We start from the raw sequence: 19,963 nt of genomic DNA, 5'->3' as shown, positions 1-19,963 counted from the left end.
CATTCAGTTTAAACGCCAATCAATTCTTTTCTCCGTCGTGCCGGACTGGTTCCGGCATCCACGGTGCCGCAAGATCGAGGGACTCGGGCTTGCGGAACCGTGGACCCCGGAACGAGTCCGGGGTGACGGAGCGGTTTCTGCCTTGCTCCGTACCAAAACATAGAACGCCCATTGCTCTGGTTCGGTATGCGTGGCTCGACAGGGGAAGGACGATAATCTCACATATCCTTCCCTGCCGTTACCACCGACGCGTCATGCCCTTCCGGATCACGATCGGCCGTCGGGGCACGGATCGGCTTAGCACCGATGGCTTACCGTAAGGTTGCGGTATCCAGTTTCAGCGCAGCCTCGGGGATCACTTCCACGTTCGGATACGCCTTGCGCAGCGGTTCGATGAACTGCTTGGCGTCGCCGACCACGACGATGCTCGCCGCCTTCGGATCGAGCAACGCGACCGCCGCCGCCTGCACCGCCGCCGGATCGACTGCGCCGACTTGTCCGGTGTAGCGCTGCAATTCGCCCAGCGGCACGCCGTTCTGGACATACGCGCCGAGAATACCGGCAACGCCCGACGTCGTCTCGATTCCGCGCCCGAAATTACCGACCAGCACGGCCTTGCGCGTATCCAGTTCGGCGGCGGGCACGGGCGCCGACCCCAGCCGCGCCATCTCCGCGGCGATCAGCGTCACGACCTCCGCTGCGGTCGGATTCTTGGTCTGCGTCCGCGCGGCGACCGTCCCCTGTGTCTTGCCCGCATCCAGCCCGCTGCTCGCGCCATAGGCAAGCCCGCGCTTGATCCGGATTTCCTGGTTCAGCCGCGACGAAAAGCCACCGCCGAGCACGGTGTTGCCGACCGCCAGCGGGTAATAGCGCGCATCGTTCCGGGCAATCGCCGGCCGCGCGACGACCACGCCTGCCTGACCCGCCTCGGGCATGTCGACGACGATCACGCGAGGCTTGGGATACACGACCTCGGGCGCCTTCGCCGGCGCTGCGCCAGCCGATTGCCAGCGTCCGAACTGCGCCTCCGCCAACGCCTTCGCACGCGCCGCGGTGACGTCGCCGACCATGATCAGCGTTGCCTGGCCCGGCTGGAAACTCCGTGCATAGGCCGCGGCGATATCGGGCCGGGTGATGGCCTTCAACGACAAGGGCGTCCCCCCGATCGGTGCCCCATAAGGCGATCCGCCGAGCACCGCACGGTCCGCGACGAGCCCGGCGACCTGCGCGGGGTTCTTAAGCGCCAGCGTGACGGCATCGACCTGCTGCGTGCGCGCTCGCTCGATTTCCTCGGGGGCGAAGGCCGGGTTGACCGCCACGTCCGCGAGGATCGCCATCGCCGGCGCAAGCTGATCAGACTTCACCGTCACGTCGACCGACGCGCCATCGCTGCCCGCCGCGCTGCCGATCGCGCCGCCAAGCCCTCGATCGCCCGCGCGATCTGCGTTGCCGAGCGCGTCCTGGTCCCCTTGGTAAGCAATTCCGCGGCCAGGCTGCTCACGCCGGCGCGGTTCGCCGGATCGGTCGCCGCACCACCGGCAGTCACCAGATAGGCGGTGACGATCGGCAGGTCGTGCCGCTCCACCGTGACCAGCCGCATGCCGTTGGCCAGGCGAACCTCTACCGGCTGCGGGATCGTCGGCGACACCGGCGCGCTCGGCGCGGGCGGCTGCACGCCCTGGCCGTCGGGCGCAGGCGTCACGATCTCGATATCCGCAGGCGCCTTCAGCTCCGCGACCTGGACGGTCGGCGCCACCGCGATCGTATCGGCAACGCCGGTCGCAGGCTTGTCGGCGATCGGCATGTAGCGGATCGTCGCGGACTGGTTCTCGCCCAGATATTTTCGCGCCACCCGCTGGATATCCGCCGCAGTCACCCGCGCGATCGCCGCAAGCTGCTTGTCCGCCGCCTGCGGATCGCCATCGATCAACACCGCGGCGGCGAGCGTGCTCGCCTTGCCCTCAGCGGTCTCGCGCGACTGGATCGACTGGGTCAGGATCTCGTTCTTCGCCTCGGCCAGTTCGGCCGCGCTCACGGGTGCATCCCTGAACCGCGCGATCTCGCGCTTCAAGGCGGCCTCACCCGCCTCGGCCGTCTTGCCGCCCGCCATGATCGCATAGACCACCAGATTGCCGGTCGACTGCTTGGTATCGAGGAACGCCTCCGCCGATTGCGCGACCTGGTCGCGGTACACCACGTTCTCGTACAGCCGCGAACTCTCGCCCGTCGCCAGCACCGCGTTCAACACGGTCAGCGCCGCGCTATCCGCATCGCGGTCGGCAGGCACGTGATAGCTGACCAGCACCGCAGGCAACGGCGTGTTCGGCTCGTACACGGTGCGCGTCACCGCCTTGGTTCGCGCCGGCTCGGCCACCGTCACGCGCGGAATTGCCGCCGCCGGCTTCTTGATCTTGGCGAAATACTGATCGACCCAGCCGTTCAACTGTGCCGGATCGAAATTGCCCGACACCACCAGGATGGCATTGTCCGGCCGATAATAGGTCGCATGGAACGCGCGAACGTCATCGATTCCGGCCGCCTCGAGATTCTCCAGGCTGCCGATCGTCCCCCGCGCATAGGGGTGCGCGGTATAAGCGAGCGCCGGATAATATAGCGAGAACAGCTTGCCGTAGGGCCGAGCGAGCGTGCTCTGGCGCAATTCCTCCTTCACGACGTCGCGCTCGGACCCGAAGCTCTTGGGCTCCACGACGAGGCTCGCCATCCGGTCGGCTTCCGCGAACAGCAGCCGCTGGAGGTGGTTGGCGGGGATCACCTCGTAATAATTGGTATAGTCGTCGTTGGTCGACGCGTTGTTATACCCGCCGACATCCTCGGTCAGCCGGTCCATCTGCTCCGACACGAGGTTGCGCGTCGACTTGAACATGAGATGTTCGAACATGTGCGCGAACCCGGACTTGCCCTTGGGGTCGTCCTTCGAACCGACATCGTACCAGACCTGCACCGACACGTTCGGCGTACCGGTATCGCGGATCGCATAGACGCGCAGGCCGTTCGGCAGCGTGCGCTCGGTATAGGCGATCGGCTTGACCGAAACTTGTGCGGGAGCGGTCTGCGCCACCGCCGCCACGGGAAGACATGCCGCGGTCAGCAGCAAAGCGGAGCGGAGGAGGCGCATGGAGGTCCTTACTTGTTGCGGTTCGCGAACAGCACCGCGCCCGCGATCGCCGCCGAGCCGATCCCGACGCCCAGTCCGATCTTCGCGAGCGGCCAGCTCTTGGCCTTCTCGGCGGCGTTGTGCGCGGCGGCTTCGGCCTGCAGCTTCGCCTCCTTCGCGGCGGCGAGGATCTCGTTCGGGGTATCGCTATCGATCTTGATGGTCACTTGGGCTCTCCTTCACTCTTCCGGGCATACACCGCGCGGAAATCATTCGCGAACTGCGTCAGCGTTCCCGAGGCGATCGCCGCCCGCAGGTCTGCCATCAGCGTTTCGTAGAACCAGATGTTATGCTCCGTCATCAGCATTGCGCCAAGCATTTCGCCCGACCGGACGAGGTGATGCAGATACGCCCGACCCCAGGTCGCGCAGACCGGGCAGGGGCAGGCGGGATCGAGCGGCCCCATATCCTCGGCGAACTTCGCGTTACGGATGTTGATCGGGCCGGTGCGCGTGAACGCCTGGCCGGTACGCCCCGACCGCGTCGGCATCACGCAGTCGAACATGTCGATCCCGCGCTCGACCGCACCGACGATGTCGTCCGGCTTGCCGACCCCCATCAGGTAGCGCGGCTTGTCGACCGGGAGCTGGTCCGGCGCGAAGTCGAGGCAGCCGAACATCGCCTCCTGGCCCTCGCCGACCGCCAGTCCGCCGACCGCATAGCCGTCGAAACCGATATCGATCAGCGCATCCGCCGAGGACTTCCGGAATCCCTCGTTCAGCGCACCCTGCTGAATTCCGAAGATCGCATTGTTCTCAGCATGATCTTCGCCGCTATCGAATGCCGCGCGCGACCGCTTCGCCCAGCGCATCGATCGCTCCATCGCCGCCGCCTGCACCTCGCGCGTCGAGGTCGTCGGCACCAGTTCGTCGAACGCCATGACGATGTTCGAGCCGAGCAGCCGCTGGATCTCGATCGACCGCTCGGGGCTGAGCAGATGCCGCGTGCCGTCGAGGTGCGACTTGAACGACACGCCCTCCTCGGAGCGCTTGGTGAGATCGGCGAGGCTCATCACCTGATAGCCGCCGGAATCGGTCAGGATCGGTTTCGACCAGCCCGAAAACGCGTGGAGCCCCCAAGTCGCGCGACCCGCTCGGCGCCCGGTCGCAGCATCAGGTGATAGGTGTTGCCGAGGATGATGTCCGCGCCCGCACCGACCACGTCCGCGGGCTTCATCCCCTTGACGGTCGCCGCGGTGCCGACCGGCATGAACGCGGGCGTGCGGATGTCGCCGCGCTGCATCGCGATGACGCCCGTGCGCGCCTTGCCGTCGGTGGCGGAGATGGTGAAGTCGAAGCGAGGGCGGGTCATGGTATCAGCGTTTCTTGCGGATGCCGTAGCGATCGCCGACCGGCGCGCCGCGGATGGTGATGAGTTCGGCGCGGGTCAGCATGCCATCCTTGTCGCGGTCGAACCTTGCGAAGAATTGCGCGAACCGCGTCTGCAATTCGGCGAGCGTGATCCGATTGTCGCCGTCGCGATCGACTTCGAACGGGCTCGGCAACGCGTTGCGATCACCCAGCCACGCCTGCGCCCAATCGGCATAGGCGATGTACCCGATCGACCCCGTCGCCGCGCCCTCGGCGGTGGCATAGCTTCGCGCGACACACGCGGTCAGCTCGGCCTGCGTCACGCGGCCATCGCCATTCGCATCGCAAGCGGCGATGAACATGGCCGCGGGCTCGGCGAAGATCGTTGCGGGCGGCTGTGGCGTCCCCGCGGGCGGCGGGGCGGCGGTAATGGCCTGGAGCAGAGCTAGAGCGAGCAGCATGCCGCCTGTCATGGCAGCAGAAGCGAGGCGTCGCCATAGCTGTAGAAACGATACTTTTCAGCGATCGCATGCGCATACGCCGCCTGCATCCGCTCGCGTCCCATCAGCGCCGACACCAGCATGAACAACGTCGATCGCGGCAGGTGAAAATTGGTCATCAGCCCGTCGATCCCACGGAACCGATACCCTGGTGTGATGAAGATCGCGGTGTCGCCATCGAATGGGCGGATCACGTCGTCCTCGCCGGTCGCACTCTCGATCAGCCGCAGCGACGTCGTCCCGACCGCGATCACACGACCACCGTTCGCGCGAACCGCATTGAGCCGATCGGCGGTGGCGGCATCGATCCGACCCCATTCGGCATGCATCTTGTGCTCGGTCGTATCGGTCGCCTTCACGGGAAGGAACGTCCCCGCGCCGACATGCAGCGTCAGCGTGGCATGCCCGATGCCCGCCGCATCGAGCGCCGCCACCAGCTTCGGCGTAAAGTGCAGCGCCGCCGTCGGAGCCGCGACCGCACCCGGCTCGGACGCGAACATCGTCTGGTAATCGTCCGCATCGCGTTCGTCGGTCGGGCGCTTGCCGGCGATATACGGGGGCAGGGGCATGTGCCCCGCGCGTTCGAGCAGCAGCTCGATTGGCTCGTCGCCCGCGAACACCAGCGCGTAACTCCCGTCGTCCTCGCGATCGACCGCCGCGGCGCTGACGCCGTTGGCGAACTCGATCACGTCGCCATCGCGCAGCCGCCGCGCATTACGGATGAATGCACGCCACCGTCGCGGTCCCTCGCGCTTGTGCAACGTCGCGCCGATCTTGGCATCGCCGCGCTGCCCGTCGAGCTGCGCCGGAATCACCCGCGTATCGTTGAACACGAGCATGTCGCCACGCCGCAGGAGCGAAGGCAGGTCCGACACGCCCGCATCCGTGGTGTGATCACCTTCGAGCACCAGCATCCGCGCAGCATCGCGCGGCGCCGCAGGGCGGAGCGCGATGTTGTCGGTCGGCAGGTCGAAGTCGAAAAGGTCGACGTTCAACGCGAGATCACTTCTTTACAGGAGCCTTATTGACCTGCGCTTTGCGGGCAGCCGGTGCGAGCTTGGGCTTGGCCGCATCCGGACCGGTCGCCGTACCCGGCAACGTAACCGGTGCGCCGAGCGCCGGGGCAGGCGGGCCCGCGACATACGCCGGAGGATTGTCCGCCGCGATATAGGCATGGACGATCCGCGACGGGTTCGCGGGCGGCTCGCCGCGCTCGATCGCGTCGACATACTGCATGCCGTCGATCACGCGGCCGAACACGGTGTATTTCTTGTCGAGGCTGAGGCGCGGCTGGAAGACGATGAAGAACTGGCTGTTGGCGCTGTCCTCCTTGTCCGACCGTGCAGCCGAGACGGCCCCGCGGACGTGCGGCAGGTAATTGAACTCCGCCTTCACGTCGGGCAGCGTCGATCCGCCGGTGCCGTCGCCCTTGGGATCGCCGCCCTGCGCCATGAAGCCGTCGATCACGCGATGGAACGCGAGGCCGTCATAGAAATGCTGGCGCGTGAGCGTCTTGATCCGCTCGACCATCAACGGCGCGACGTCGGGCCGCAGCCAGATCGTCACGCGGCCACCGGTCGACAGGTCGAGCAGCAGCAGATTCTGTGTATCGGTCGTGAGCGGCGGCGTCAGGCGCGCAGGGGCTGCCACGACATCCTTCTTCTGCGCCGCGACCGGCACCGTGACCAGGCACCCGAGCAACGCGAACATTCCGACGAAAAAGCGCATCAAATTCCCACTCGCAAGAGGCCCGGCGCAACCAGGCTGCCGCCACTTAGAGCAATTCCCGGCTTGCGCCAATCTGAACGTGCGGGGGCAGAGTACGCCGAACTGCTCCCCTCCCTGAAAGGGAGGGGCTGGGGTGGTAGGCCAGCTTGAGCCACCACCTCTGGACCAAGCGGAACCCGACCCACCCCAACCCCTCCCTTCCAGGGAGGGGCGAAGAAGATCAGCTCCCCTTGCGGCCGATCTTTTCGACCCGCGCAACCACCTCTTCGCGCACCGATTCCGGCACGAACTTCGCGATATTTCCGCCGTACAACGCAATTTCCTTCACCAGCCGGCTCGCGATCGGCTGCAACGCGACATCGGCCATCAGGAACACCGTCTCGACGCGCGGATTGATCTGCTGGTTCATCCCCGCCATCTGGTACTCGTATTCGAAATCGGCGACTGCACGCAGTCCGCGGACGATCACCTTCGCGCCCTGCCGCTCGGCGAAGTCCATCAGCAGCGAATCGAACTCGACGACCTGTATGTCGCCGCCGATCCCGGCGACCTCGCGGCGGACGGTCGCCATCCGCTCCTCGATCGTGAACATCGGCGACTTCGAAGGGTTGGTCGTGACGCCGATCACCAGCCGGTCGACCAGCTTCGCGCCGCGCCGGATGATATCCATATGGCCCAACGTGACCGGATCGAACGTGCCGGGATAGACACCAATGCGTGCGGTCATGTCGGACTCTCCGGTTGTCGGTTCAGCGGTCGCGTTCGAGCACGTAGCGCGCGATATCCCGCAGCAGATCGGCTTCCTTGCCATAGCTGTGCAGGTGCGCGACCGCCTGGTCGACCAGCATCCGCGCTTGTTCGCGCGCGCGCTCGGGGCCCAGCAGCGACAGGAACGTCTCCTTGCCGGCGCCCTCGTCCTTGCGCAGTTTCTTGCCCGCGACCGCCTCGTCACCCTCGGCGTCGAGCAGGTCGTCGGCGATCTGGAACGCGAGCCCCAGGTCATGCGCATAGCCGCGCAGCCCGACACGTCCCTCGGACGGCAGGCGCCCGAGGATGGCCCCTGCCTCGACCGACGCCGAGATCAACGCGCCCGTCTTCATCTGCTGGAGCCGCGTGACGGTGTTGAGGTCGAAGCGCGTCGACTCCGCCTCGATATCCATCTTCTGGCCGCCCGCCATGCCGTTCGGCCCGGCGGCGCGTGCGAGGTCGAGGACGAGTTCGATCCGCACGAATGGATCGGGATGGGTCGCCGGATCGGCGAGGATCTCGAACGCCATCGCGTGCAGGCAGTCGCCCGCCAGGATCGCCGTCGCCTCGTCGAACACCTTGTGCACCGTCGGCTTGCCGCGGCGCATGTCGTCATTGTCCATCGACGGCAGGTCGTCATGGATCAGCGAATAGACGTGGATCGCCTCGATCGCAGTCGCCGCCCGTGCGGAGCATTCGCGCGCCACGTCGAACAGATTGGCGGTCGCGAACACGAGCAACGGCCGCAGCCGCTTGCCGCCGCCGATCGCCGCATGCCGCATCGCGCGGTACAGGTCGCCGCGCGGATCGTCGGGAATCGCCAGCAATTCGTCGAACTGCCGGTCGATCTCGGCCGAAACCTCGGCAAGCGCCGCGGACAGCGCGGGAGGCATGTCGCTCACCGCGTCAGCCTGCCGCGAACGGACGGACGCCCGCGGGCTTGCCGTCGCCATCGAGCCGGATCGCCTCGATCCGCGCCTGCGCCGCATCGAGCCGGTCGGCACAACGCTGGCGCAGCTTGTTGCCGCGCTCGTACAGCTCGATCGCCTGCTGCAGCGGCGTATCGCCACTTTCCAGCTTCCCGACGATGAGCTCGAGTTCCTTCAGTGCATCCTCGAACGCGAGGTCTTCGATCGGCGTGTCCATGCCGGCCGCTATGGCGCAGGCACCGGACGAGGGTCAAGGACGTGGCGCCCGTGTTCAGCGCAACCGGTTCACCGTCCAGGTATACAGCACGGACACGCCGACCAGGCGGAAGTCGACCGCCGCCTGCATTCGGTGCGGCGAAGGATCGCGCGAATCATGCGTGACCAGCTGCAGGTCGACGGTCGGGTGGCGCACGGCGATGGCGGTCAACGCGATCACCCCTGCGAGCACCAGCATTCCCTTACGATTCCGCATCCTGTCCCCCCGGCAATGCGCGCGATCATGTCGCAAATCGCCTTCGCCGACAAGTCGCCCGGCGGGCAGACGATGGGCAGACGGCGGTCAGGCGGCGATGCACACCGGCGGCGCCTCGCGCGCGCGGTCGCGCCCCGCCGCCTTTGCCGCGAACAACGCACGGTCGGCGCAGTTATAGAGCAGCTTCCAGTCCTTCTCGTACAGCAGGGGCCCGGTGCACGCGCCGATGCTCGCGGTCACCACGATGTCGAACGGCATACGCTGGCTGCGCAGGCGTTCCAGCACGGCGTCGGGCGCGATGGCACTGGTCGCGTCGAGCAGGATCGCGAACTCCTCGCCGCCAATCCGCGCCACCAGTGCGTCGGGCGGCACCGCGTTGCGCAGCGCCCGCGCCACCACCCGCAGCACCTCGTCGCCGCCGTCATGGCCGATCCTCTCGTTGACGCGCTTGAAGTGATCGACATCCGCGATCAGCAGCATCTGGTCGCCCGGCCGCCCGATCGCCTGCGCCAAAAACGCGCGCCGATTGAGCAGCCCGGTCAGCGGCTCGGTATCCGCCAGCAGCCGTGCGGCGATCTCCTGTTCGCGCGCCGTATCACGCTCGACGCTGAGCAGCCGGATCCGGTACGCGATCGCCAGGCTCGACAGCATCGATTCGAGCGCCATCGACAGGATCGTCGAATTGTCGAGCCAGATGCTCCACGCGAGCAGTTCGAAGGCATTGGCGACGCGCAGCGCGGCCACCACGATCGGTACGCTCCACGCCAGCGCGAACAGCCACAGGAAATTGCTCCGCGCGCGCCAGGCCCGGAAGAGGACGACGGGTATCAGCACCAGCAGCGCGAGGTACGCACTCGCCAGCAGCGTATCGAGCATATGGAAATGCCACGGCGCGAAGGCCGCCCATACCAGCCCGGTGAACAGCAACGCCGCCATCACCATCGTACTCGCCGGGCGCAGCCACCCGGCGAACACCGCGCGCTCGAAGAAGGTGCGCGCGAACAGCAGAGCGGCGGCGGCGGAACCGGCGAGGAACAGCGCGTTCAGCCGCTGGCGATCATTATTGTCCAGCCCCGGCAGCATCTGCCCGAGCGCCCCCGACGAGGTCAGCGCATAGGCGAGCAGGCACAGCACCAGCAGGCAATAGGCCGGCTGGAACGCCTGCCTCAGCGCGCCCCACAGCGCGAGATTGTAGACGATCAGCGCGATCGCCATGCCGCCGAAGCCGCCGTACAGCGCCGCCAGCAATATCTCGGTAGTGTCGCGCTGGTCGTGGCTCGCGATCGCCGGGCCGAGCATCAACCCGCGCAGGTTCGCCGCGCCCTCGACATGCCAGAGCAGCCGGACCGGCGTCGCATCGTGTCGCGGCAATGGCTGGACGATCACCGCGCCGAGCCCGAGCGAGCGCCCGGCGGTGCGCGAGGTGAAGCCGGTCCGGCGGATCGACCCGTCGGCATACAGCACGAACAGCGTGACCCGGTTCACCCAGGTGCTGCCGATTCGTACGGTAGCGTCGTCGCCGTCGACCGTCGGCAGGCGCTGCGACAGGATCCAGAAGTCGCCGCCGCCGAACCGCGTCTGCGGGGTGGCGCAGTCGAAACCGGCCGGCTCGGCGAACAGCGCGGCCGCCGTCTGTCCGGGCAGCGCGGGGCGGACGCATACCGCAAGCGGCGTTCCGGTGACCGCGACGGCCGGCGCGGCGACGGCAAGCCCGAACGCCAGCGCGAGCGCACCGATCATCCATCGCAGCCATGCCAAGCGTTCCATGCCCCGACGCTAGCAACGCTTCCCCAACTATCGGTAAACGTTAGTGCCGGCCCTACTGAATCCTCCCCCGCCAGGGAGGTGGCTGGCTCTTGCCAGACGGAGGGGGAGGTAAGGGATAACCCGCGTTCCGTGTCCTCCCCTCCGTCGCCTCCGGCGCCACCTCCCTGGCGGGGAGGATCGCAAGCGGGGCGGGGCAAGTTCGATTGGGGAGGGCTGGTGGCGGTCGGGGGGCTGGTGTTTAGGGTAGAAGTGCCCAAGCATTCAGGCGCAGCACCTGCTCCTTGTTCTCCTGCGAAGGCGGGAGCCCAGTCTGGGCCCCCGCCTTCGCAGGGGAACACGCTCCCTTGCGGCAAGCGGTTCCGAACCGAACCCTGACTGTCGACCCGTCCCGCAACGACCGCCCGACCCAGCCCCAAAAAGCCTGCCGCCGGATCGCTCCGACGTCAGGCCCTTCAAACTCAACCGCAACCCGAAATTACTTCGCGTCGACCGTCTCCACCTTGCCCTTCTTCTTCGGCTTCTTCGGCGCGGCCGGCTCGATCGCGAACGACAGCGCGCCGTCCTTCATCTTCACCGTCACCTCGCCGCCGTGCACCAGCTTGCCGAACAGCAATTCCTCGGCGAGCGGCTGCTTGATCTTCTCCTGGATCAGGCGACCCATCGGTCGTGCGCCGTACAGCTTGTCATAGCCCTTGGTCGTCAGCCACGCCTTCGACTCGTCGTCGAGAACGATGTGCACGCCGCGATCCGCCAGCTGGAGTTCGAGCTGGAGGATGAACTTGTCCACCACCCGCGCCACGACTTCGGTCGGGAGGTACCCGAACGGCACCACCGCATCGAGACGGTTGCGGAATTCCGGCGTGAACATCTTCTGAACCGCCTGCTCGTCCTCGCCCTCACGAGTGAGATTCCCGAAGCCGACCGTCTCGCGCGCCATGTCGCTGGCACCCGCATTGGTCGTCATGATCAGGATGACGTTGCGGAAATCGACCGACTTGCCGTGCTGGTCGGTCAGCCGCCCGTTATCCATCACCTGCAACAAGATGTTGAACAGGTCCGGATGCGCCTTCTCGATCTCGTCGAGCAGAAGCACGCAATGCGGGTTCTGGTCGACCGCATCGGTCAGCAGGCCGCCCTGGTCGAACCCGACATAGCCCGGGGCGCACCGATCAGACGGCTGACCGAATGCCGCTCCATATATTCGGACATGTCGAACCGCTGGAGCGGAATGCCCAGAATCGTCGACAGCTGCTTGGCGACTTCGGTCTTGCCGACACCGGTAGGCCCAGTGAACAGATAGTTGCCGATCGGCTTCTCCGGCTCGCGCAGACCCGCCCGCGCCAGCTTGATCGCGGACGACAGCTTCTCGATCGCCGCATTCTGCCCGAACACCACGCGCTTCAGGTCCGTCTCAAGCGTGGCCAGTGCCAGCTTGTCGTCGGTCGACACCGACTTTGGCGGGATCCGCGCCATCGTCGCGATGACCTGTTCGATCTCCTTCGGCGTGATCGTCTTCTTGCGCTTGTTCGGCGGCACCAGCATCTGCATCGCGCCGACCTCGTCGATCACGTCGATCGCCTTGTCCGGCAGCTTGCGGTCGTTGATGTACCGCGCCGACAGCTCGACCGCTGACTTGATCGCATCGGGCGTGTACTTGACGTTGTGGTGATCCTCGAACGCCGAGCGCAGGCCCGCGAGGATCTTGATGGTATCCTCGATCGTGGGCTCGTTCACGTCGATCTTCTGGAAGCGCCGCAGCAACGCGCGGTCCTTCTCGAAGTGATTGCGGAACTCCTTGTACGTCGTCGAGCCGATGCAACGAATGGTGCCGCCCGACAAAGCCGGCTTGAGCAGGTTCGACGCATCCATCGCGCCGCCGCTGGTCGCGCCCGCACCGATCACGGTGTGGATCTCGTCGATGAAGAGCACGGCGTCCGGCAGCTTCTCGAGCTCGTTGACGACCGCCTTCAGTCGCTCCTCGAAGTCGCCGCGGTACCGCGTGCCCGCCAGCAACGCGCCCATGTCGAGCGAGTAGATGATCGCCGGCAACAGCACGTCGGGCACGTCACCCTCGACGATCTTCCGCGCCAGGCCTTCGGCGATCGCGGTCTTCCCGACGCCGGGATCACCGACATAGAGCGGGTTGTTCTTCGACCGGCGGCACAGGATCTGGATCGTACGATCCACCTCCGGCCCGCGCCCGATCAGGGGATCGACCTTGCCGTTCTTGGCCTTCTCGTTGAGGTCGACCGTGAATTGCTTGAGCGCGCTTTCCGTCTTGCCCTTCTCCTGTCCCTTGGCCGGCTTCTCGTCGTCGGCACCCTTTGGCGTGGAGGCTTCAGTCGCCTGCTGGCCACCCTTGCCGACGCCGTGGCTGATGAAGCTGACCGCATCGAGGCGGCTCATGTCCTGCTGCTGCAGGAAATAGACCGCATAGCTCTCGCGCTCGCTGAACAGGGCGACGAGCACATTGGCACCCGTCACTTCGTCGCGGCCCGAGGACTGGACGTGGAGGATCGCACGCTGGACGACGCGCTGGAACCCGCTGGTGGGGGAGGGGTCGGTCGCCGCATCGACCTTCAGCGCATCAAGCTCGCTATCGAGGTAATGCGCGACGGTATTCTTCAGTTCGCCGATCTCGACGTTGCACGCGGTCATGACCTTCGACGCATGTTCGTCGTCGATCAGCGCGAGCAGCAGATGCTCCAGCGTCGCATATTCGTGGCGCCGGGACGACGCCGCCTCGAGCGCCTTGTGCAGCGTGGTCTCGAGGGCGGGTGCAAATGATGGCATTTACAATACTCCTGTCGGGCCGCGAGAACGCAAGCCCTTTGCCACTATGTCGGAACTGATATCGGTCGCATCAAGCACTTGAACCGTGGCCCGACCGTTCCTGCGTCGGTTAAAGATCACGCGGCGCTCCTCCTTGCTCCGTCATCCTGGGCTCGACCCAGGATCCAGGGCCAAGACCGCGGACGCTTATGGCTCTGGATCCCAGCGTTCGCTGGGATGACGGCGGGATGGGGCCATGCGGCAATGGTCGATCGAACAGTGCCGGTCGATGCCGTGGCAGCGAACAGAGGCACCGCCGCGCCGGTCACCGCCTGAACAGGTCGTCAGCGATGGCGCGATGACTGACGGCACGGTCCTTCTTGACCTGGCAGCGCGCGATCTCGCCCTGCAGCACGGTGATGCGTGCATCGAGTTCGGCGACCGACAACGGATCGAGGTCCTGCCGCACAAGTGCGTCAAGCAGATCGTCGGGACGGGAGGGGGCGTCTTCCAGGTCCATCGTGTCTGCAACGTTGACCCGCACCCGAGTGATGTCAATAAGGCGCGGAATTCAAAAGGGACGTGACGAGCAGATGACCGCGATACCCGAAAACCAATCCAGTAACTTAAGTGTACCTGACGTCATGAAGGCGATCGACCCGGAACAGCCCGGCGGTCCCGACGTGCTGGTGCTCGTCGATCGTCCGGTGCCGCAGCCCGGGCCGGGCGAAGTGCTCGTCAAGGTCGCCGCGGCCGGCGTCAATCGCCCCGAGGTCATGCAGCGCCAGGGCAAGTATCCGCCCCCGCCCGGTGCGCCCTCGATCCTCGGCATGGAAATCTCCGGTACGATCGTCGCGGTCGGCCAAGACGTCGGCGACGAACAGATCGGCCAGTCGGTCTGCGCGCTGATCTCCGGCGGCGCCTATGCCGAATACGCGGTCGCGCCGTTCGGCCAGTGCCTGCCCGTGCCCGCAGCGCTGACGATGGTCGAAGCCGCGGCGATGCCCGAGACGCTCTTCACCGTCTGGACCAACCTCTTCGAACGCGCCTACGCCACCGAAGGCGACACGGTACTCGTCCACGGCGGCACCAGCGGGATCGGCACGATGGCGATCGGCCTGTGCAACGTCTTCGGCATCGACATCATCGTCACCGCCGGCTCGAAGGCCAAGTGCGAAGCCGCGCTCAGCCTCGGCGCGACCCACGCGATCGACTACAAGACCGAGGATTTCGTCGAGCGCGTGAAGCAGATCACCGGCGGCAAGGGCGTCGCCGCGGTGCTCGACATGGTCGGCGGCGATTACGTCCCGCGCAACCTGCAATGCCTGGCGGAGGACGGCCGCCACGTCTCGATCGCGGTCCAGGGCGGCATGACGGCGACGGTCCCCCTGTTCGAAATCATGCGCCGCCGCCTGACGCTGACCGGCTCGACGCTCCGCCCGCGTGACACCGCGTTCAAGTCGCTGGTCGCCGACGAACTCGCCCGCACCGTCTGGCCGCACGTCGAGGCCGGCAAGCTGAAGCCAGTGATCGACCGCGTGTTCGCCTTCGCTGACGCCCCCGCCGCGCATACGAGGATGGAAGCCGGCGACCACGTCGGAAAGATCGTGCTGACGATGGAGTGAGGGGAGGGCAAACGCCTACCACTCAAACTGCACCACCCCGGCCTGCGCCGGGGTGGTCTCCTTGAGGCGCTAATCAAAACCAAAGCTTGTTCTCCCGCGAAGGCGGGAGCCCAGACTGGATCCCCGCCTTCGCGGGGAAACACGCTATCGGCGCTGACTTCTAACAGTCACCGGACTGCGACCACCCTGTAACAATACTCCGCTAATACTCGCGGCGAGGGATACCTTGCCGGGGGACGAGCTCATGAACGCCGTAACGACGTTTTCGCCATCTAGCATCATGGGCGCCGACATCACCGATATCGCCGACTTCATCCACTCGCGCCCCGCCATCCCGGAGCCGATCGTCGAGCGGCGCCAGTACCGCACGATCTGGATCTCCGACGTCCATCTCGGCACGCGGGGCTGCAACGCGGGCATGCTCAACGACTTCCTCGATCACGTCGACAGCGAGACGATGTACCTCGTCGGCGACATGATCGACGGGTGGCGCCTGAAGAAGAAATTCTACTGGCCCGCCGCCCATAACGACGTCCTCTGGCGCCTGCTCAAGCGCGCCAAGCGCGGCACGCGCGTCGTCTACATCCCCGGCAATCACGACGAAGTGTTCCGGCAATATTCGGGGCTCGACTTCGGCGGCATCTCGATCCGCCGCAAAGCAATCCACGAGACCGCCGACGGGCGTCGCCTGCTGGTGCTCCACGGCGACGAGTTCGATGCGATCACGCTCGCGCATCGCTGGGTCGCGCATATCGGCGACGCGGCCTACACGATGCTGATGGGCCTCAACCGCTGGGTCAACGGCGCGCGTCGCCGGATGGGCATGCCCTATTGGTCGCTGTCGAAGCACGCCAAGGCCAAGGTCAAGAACGCGGTCGCCTTCATCTCGCACTTCGAGGAGGTCGTCGCGCACGCCGCTGATGCGCGCGGCGTCGACGGGGTCGTCTGCGGCCACATCCACACCGCCGAAATGCGCGAGATCGCCGGCATCGAATATTACAACGACGGCGACTGGGTCGAAGGCTGCACCGCGTTGGTCGAGCATTTCGACGGCCGCATGGAGTTGCTCCATTGGGGCGACGAAATCGCCGCGCGCAGAAGGACAAGGTCGTCGCGTTGGCCGCCTAACCCAAAATCCTCTCCCCGTCGGGGAGAGGGAAAGACGCGAAGCGGCGAGGGTGAGGGCAAGTCCACCGCACTAAACAAAAGCGTGCCCTCACCCTCCCACCGCAAGTGCGGCGGGCCCCTCCCTCTCCCCTTGGGGAGAGGGGTAAAATGGAGAGAAGACCGATGCGTATCGCGATCGTCACCGACGCCTGGAGCCCGCAAGTCAACGGCGTCGTCCGCACCCTCCAGTCGGTCCAGCGCGAACTCGAATCGATCGGCCACCAGGTCCTGGTAGTCTCCCCCGAGCGCTTCGCCTCGATGCCATGCCCGACTTACCCCGAGATCCGCCTCGCCTTCGCCCGCTCCGGCGCGGTCGGCCGCATGCTGGCAAGCTTCGGGCCGGACGCGATCCACCTCGCCACCGAGGGCCCGGTCTGCCTCGCCGCGCGCTCGTGGTGCCTCGCCCGCGCACTCCCGTTCACCAGCGCCTATCACACGCAGTTCCCCGATTACGTCGCCGCCCGCACCGGCGCGAACCCCGACTGGATCTGGCGCTACATCCGCTGGTTCCACCGCCCCGCGCAGTCGATCCTCGTCTCCACGCCATCTGTTGCGAAGGCGCTTGCAGAACACGGCCTGAATCAGGTCCGCGAATGGGGCAGGGGCGTCGACTTCGCGCAGTTCGGCCTCGACGGCGCGCGCGACCCCGAGATGGCGGCGCTGCCCGGCCCAATCCAACTTTATGTCGGCCGCGTCGCGGTCGAGAAGAATATCGAGGCGTTCCTGTCCTCCGCGCATCCCGGCACCAAGGTCGTGGTCGGCGACGGCCCCGCGCGCGCCTCGCTCGCACGCCGGTTTCCGGACGCGGTGTTCCTCGGCCAACGCTCGGGCCTCGACCTCGCCGCCGCCTATCGCACCGCCGACGTCCTCGTCTTCCCGAGCCGCACCGACACCTTCGGTCTCGTCATGATCGAAGCCCTGGCGTGCGGCACGCCCGTTGCAGCCTATCCCGTCACGGGCCCGATCGATGTCCTCGACACCCGTGTCGGCGCGATGCACGACGACCTCGACAGCGCGATCGCCGCTGCACTCACCCGCGACCGCGTCACCTGCGCCGCCTATGCCGCGCGCTACAGCTGGCCGGCCAGCGCGCGCCAGTTCCTGCACGCGCTGGTGCCGCTCGATCGCCCGCTGGACCGTCCGCTCATGGCGGCCTGATGCCGCCTCATGCTTGCGTGCTTGCTTGATAGCCCGCCGCGCACTAAGTCTCTCTCATGTCAGGCCGCTCCGAAAGGGGCGGCCCTTTCTATTTTTACGGAGTTTCCGCCGTGGCCCAGCCGCTCATGCCCCACGCGACCGCCGCCTGGATGGTCGACAATACCGCGCTCAGTTTCGAGCAGATCGCGGACTTCTGCGGCCTGCACATCCTCGAGATCCAGGCGATCGCCGACGACACGACGTCGACCAAGCTGACCGGTCGCGATCCCGTCCGCGCGCACGAGGTGACGCAGGAAGAGATCGACAAGGGTGCTGCCGATCCCGATTACCAGCTCAAGATGATCAAGGGTCCCGAGCAGGTCCGCCGTACCAAGGGTCCGCGCTACACGCCGGTCTCGAAGCGCCAGGACAAGCCCGACGGCATCGCCTGGATCATCCGCAACCACCCGGAGATCACCGACGGCGCGATTTCGCTGCTGATCGGCACCACCCGCACGACGATCGCCGCGATCCGCGACCGCAGCCACTGGAACATCGCCAATATCACCCCGAAGGACCCGGTCACGCTGGGTCTCACCTCGCAGCGCGAGTTGGACGCAGCAGTGGCGAAGGCGGCCAAGGCAGCCGGCATGGAAGCCCCCACCGACACCCGCCTCGAAGGCGACCGCGAAGTGCTCCTCCAGCAGCTCCGCGCCGAGCGCACCCAGGCAGCCGCGGACGCACAGTTCGTGGCAGACGGCGGCGTCCTCCCCGTCAAGCCGCTCTTCGACGACCCGTTCAAGCGCTGACCTTTCTTCCCCTCCCGCAAGCGGGAGGGGGTAGAGGTGGGCCCGCGTTCACCTCCTACGATACGGCTAGCGAGGGCCGCCAACCGCCGAGCCCAGACTCAACCCGAAGCGGGGGCGACCCCCTTATCCGTCATGCCGGGCTCGTTCCGGCATCCACGGTCCCGCAAAATCGATAGAATATAGTTCGCGGAAGGGTGGACCCCGGAACAGATCCGGGGCGACGGAACTTGCACGAATTCGCCAATCTAATCCTCCCCCGCCAGGGGAGGTGGCACCGAAGGTGACGGAGGGGGAGGACACGGAACAGAGGTGGCGCTTGCCTCCCCTCCGTCTGGCGAGTGCCAGCCACCTCCCCTGGCGGGGGAGGATCGAGAAGGTCGCGTGGTTCAGCTAGCCAGGCGTCAGCCACAGTGCAGCGGCACTATCTCCCGCCACATCCAGTTGCTAACCGCAACGGATGGCAACCCAACTCAGCAAAGCTTTCGCGCCGACCAGCCACAAGGGCCTGATCTACCCCTTCGGCGGCGCAGAGCCCGAAGCCGGTGACGTATTCGAGGTCGCCCCGGCATAGACTGGGTCCGCCTCAAGATCCCCGGCCCGCTGAAACACGTAAACTGCTGGCTCCTCGCCGACACCGATGGCGACGCGCTGGTCGACACCGGCATGAACACGGCCGAAGCCCGCGACGCCTGGAAAGCCATCTTCAGCGGTCCCAAAGCCAATACTCGCATCACGAAGATGATCGGCACTCACTTCCACCCCGACCATATCGGCCTCGCCGGCTGGATGTGCGACCACCATGCCGCACCCTGATCATGACCCGAGCCGAGTGGCTCACCGCGCGCATGCTCGCCGCCGACGCGCGCGAGTCAGTCCCGCACGAAATGCTCGCCTTCTGGCGCGGCGCAGGTTGGGGCCCAGACCAGATCGACCACGCCACCGCCAAGGGCTGGGCCGGCTTCCGAAAGATCATCACGCCCCTCCCGCTCAGCTACACCCGCATCGAGGACGGCGACACGCTCACCATCGGCACCCGCGACTGGCGGATCGTCACCGGCTCCGGCCACTGCCCCGAACATGCGTGCCTGTACGACGAAGCCGGCGGCATCCTCATCGCGGGCGATCAGGTCCTCCCGCGTATCAGCCCCAACGTCTCGCTCGGCGTCACCGAACCGAACGCCGACCCGCTGGGCGAATGGTTCGCTTCGATCGCAAAACTCAAGACGCTGCCGGCAGACCTGCTCGTCCTCCCCGGCCACGGCGACCCGTTCACCGGCCTCCACACCCGCCTCGACGCGATGGACCTCGAACACCGCGAGCGACTCGACGAACTCGCCGTCTTCCTCGCCGAGCCCCGCCGCGCGGTCGACTGTTTCGGTCGCCTGTTCCGCCGCGCGATCGGCCCCGACGTCCTCGGCATGGCGACCGGCGAAGCGCTCGCGCATCTCCGCCGCCTCGAAGTCGAAGGCCGAGCGACCCGCGACATCCAAGATGGCGTATGGTGGTGGCGCGCGGCCTGAGTTAGCATGCGGCCAAATTCAAGAGGATAGCCCCATGTGCGACGAGCATACCGCAGACGATAACGAAGCGTATCTGGCCGGCGTCTCGCGGCGCCAGTTCGGCGTCATGACCGGCGCGGCGGGTCTCGCCATGCTGCTGCCCGCCCCCGCCAACGCCGCCGTCATCAAGGGCCGCGACGTTTCGATCACCACCCCGACGGCAAGGCCGACGCCTATTTCGTTGCGCCCGCCACCGGCAAGCACCCCGGCGTGCTGATCTGGCCCGACATCATGGGCCTCCGCCCCGCCTTCCGCCAGATGGCAGA

General features: G+C 66.6%; 18 protein-coding genes and 4 pseudogenes. 8 read left to right on the top strand and 14 right to left on the bottom strand.

Annotation, left to right across the window (positions count from 1 at the left end):
- Window positions 1–311 precede the first annotated feature (311 nt).
- The 14 genes and pseudogenes from AC0IX7_RS10605 to AC0IX7_RS10540 form a co-directional block, all read right to left on the bottom strand.
- Window positions 312–1,370: a M16 family metallopeptidase gene (locus AC0IX7_RS10605; RefSeq protein ID WP_471811800.1), complete on the bottom strand. Its 1,059-nt coding sequence runs from the start codon at window positions 1,368–1,370 to the stop codon at window positions 312–314.
- On the bottom strand, window positions 1,367–3,136 hold the full coding sequence (locus AC0IX7_RS10600; RefSeq protein WP_471811798.1) for a M16 family metallopeptidase: 1,770 nt from the start codon (window positions 3,134–3,136) through the stop codon (window positions 1,367–1,369). The genes AC0IX7_RS10605 and AC0IX7_RS10600 overlap by 4 nt, the downstream gene beginning before the upstream one ends.
- A gap of 8 nt (window positions 3,137–3,144) precedes the next feature.
- Complete coding sequence (locus tag AC0IX7_RS10595; RefSeq protein ID WP_197978314.1) at window positions 3,145–3,342, bottom strand: hypothetical protein; 198 nt, start codon at window positions 3,340–3,342, stop codon at window positions 3,145–3,147.
- Window positions 3,339–4,417, bottom strand: a pseudogene (tgt, locus tag AC0IX7_RS10590) (tRNA guanosine(34) transglycosylase Tgt). Before tgt ends, AC0IX7_RS10595 begins: the two are co-directional and overlap by 4 nt.
- 73 nt (window positions 4,418–4,490) lie before the next feature.
- Window positions 4,491–4,946: an EF-hand domain-containing protein gene (locus AC0IX7_RS10585; RefSeq protein WP_471811796.1), complete on the bottom strand. Its 456-nt coding sequence runs from the start codon at window positions 4,944–4,946 to the stop codon at window positions 4,491–4,493.
- Between the two features lie 8 nt (window positions 4,947–4,954).
- Complete coding sequence (queA, locus tag AC0IX7_RS10580) at window positions 4,955–5,980, bottom strand: tRNA preQ1(34) S-adenosylmethionine ribosyltransferase-isomerase QueA (RefSeq protein ID WP_471811794.1); 1,026 nt, start codon at window positions 5,978–5,980, stop codon at window positions 4,955–4,957.
- Window positions 5,981–5,987: 7 nt separating this feature from the next.
- Complete coding sequence (locus AC0IX7_RS10575; RefSeq protein ID WP_471811792.1) at window positions 5,988–6,713, bottom strand: peptidylprolyl isomerase; 726 nt, start codon at window positions 6,711–6,713, stop codon at window positions 5,988–5,990.
- Between the two features lie 220 nt (window positions 6,714–6,933).
- A complete protein-coding gene (coaD, locus tag AC0IX7_RS10570) occupies window positions 6,934–7,440 on the bottom strand; it encodes a pantetheine-phosphate adenylyltransferase (protein WP_332798779.1) in 507 nt (168 codons plus the stop codon).
- Between the two features lie 22 nt (window positions 7,441–7,462).
- Window positions 7,463–8,353 carry a polyprenyl synthetase family protein gene (locus tag AC0IX7_RS10565; protein WP_471813839.1) on the bottom strand — a complete coding sequence of 297 codons (891 nt, stop codon included), beginning with the start codon at window positions 8,351–8,353 and terminating at the stop codon, window positions 7,463–7,465.
- 13 nt (window positions 8,354–8,366) lie between these two features.
- A complete protein-coding gene (locus tag AC0IX7_RS10560) occupies window positions 8,367–8,606 on the bottom strand; it encodes an exodeoxyribonuclease VII small subunit (RefSeq protein WP_056060585.1) in 240 nt (79 codons plus the stop codon).
- A gap of 54 nt (window positions 8,607–8,660) precedes the next feature.
- The gene (locus tag AC0IX7_RS10555; protein WP_471811789.1) at window positions 8,661–8,816 is read right to left on the bottom strand and encodes a hypothetical protein; all 156 of its coding nucleotides are present in this window, start codon (window positions 8,814–8,816) and stop codon (window positions 8,661–8,663) included.
- A gap of 132 nt (window positions 8,817–8,948) precedes the next feature.
- Window positions 8,949–10,601: a GGDEF domain-containing protein gene (locus AC0IX7_RS10550; protein WP_471811787.1), complete on the bottom strand. Its 1,653-nt coding sequence runs from the start codon at window positions 10,599–10,601 to the stop codon at window positions 8,949–8,951.
- A 502-nt stretch (window positions 10,602–11,103) separates the two neighbouring features.
- A pseudogene (gene clpA / locus AC0IX7_RS10545) lies at window positions 11,104–13,421 on the bottom strand (ATP-dependent Clp protease ATP-binding subunit ClpA).
- A 304-nt stretch (window positions 13,422–13,725) separates the two neighbouring features.
- Complete coding sequence (locus AC0IX7_RS10540; RefSeq protein ID WP_176501302.1) at window positions 13,726–13,920, bottom strand: DUF1192 domain-containing protein; 195 nt, start codon at window positions 13,918–13,920, stop codon at window positions 13,726–13,728.
- Window positions 13,921–14,044: 124 nt separating this feature from the next.
- Here AC0IX7_RS10540 and AC0IX7_RS10535 point away from each other — a divergent pair, with 124 nt between their 5' ends.
- From AC0IX7_RS10535 to AC0IX7_RS10500, 8 genes and pseudogenes are all read left to right on the top strand, one after another.
- On the top strand, window positions 14,045–15,025 hold the full coding sequence (locus AC0IX7_RS10535; RefSeq protein ID WP_471811786.1) for an NAD(P)H-quinone oxidoreductase: 981 nt from the start codon (window positions 14,045–14,047) through the stop codon (window positions 15,023–15,025).
- Between the two features lie 244 nt (window positions 15,026–15,269).
- A pseudogene (locus tag AC0IX7_RS10530) lies at window positions 15,270–16,139 on the top strand (UDP-2,3-diacylglucosamine diphosphatase); the annotation flags it as partial.
- 176 nt (window positions 16,140–16,315) lie between these two features.
- Entirely contained in the window at window positions 16,316–17,350 is a 1,035-nt protein-coding gene (locus AC0IX7_RS10525) for a glycosyltransferase family 4 protein (RefSeq protein WP_471811784.1), read from the top strand.
- A gap of 110 nt (window positions 17,351–17,460) precedes the next feature.
- Complete coding sequence (locus AC0IX7_RS10520; protein WP_254688307.1) at window positions 17,461–18,138, top strand: DUF1013 domain-containing protein; 678 nt, start codon at window positions 17,461–17,463, stop codon at window positions 18,136–18,138.
- Window positions 18,139–18,801: 663 nt separating this feature from the next.
- Window positions 18,802–18,951 (top strand): MBL fold metallo-hydrolase, encoded by a 150-nt coding sequence (locus AC0IX7_RS10515; RefSeq protein ID WP_471811782.1) that lies wholly within the window; start codon window positions 18,802–18,804, stop codon window positions 18,949–18,951.
- 2 nt (window positions 18,952–18,953) lie between these two features.
- Entirely contained in the window at window positions 18,954–19,658 is a 705-nt protein-coding gene (locus AC0IX7_RS10510) for an MBL fold metallo-hydrolase (protein WP_471811780.1), read from the top strand.
- A 34-nt stretch (window positions 19,659–19,692) separates the two neighbouring features.
- Window positions 19,693–19,914 carry a hypothetical protein gene (locus AC0IX7_RS10505; RefSeq protein WP_471811778.1) on the top strand — a complete coding sequence of 74 codons (222 nt, stop codon included), beginning with the start codon at window positions 19,693–19,695 and terminating at the stop codon, window positions 19,912–19,914.
- A pseudogene (locus AC0IX7_RS10500) lies at window positions 19,908–19,961 on the top strand (hypothetical protein); the annotation flags it as partial. The gene AC0IX7_RS10505 and the pseudogene AC0IX7_RS10500, both read left to right, overlap by 7 nt.
- Between the last annotated feature and the right edge of the window lie 2 nt (window positions 19,962–19,963).

Source organism: Sphingomonas sp. AC411 (assembly GCF_979253035.1).
This window is presented reverse-complemented; position numbering and strand designations above follow the sequence as displayed.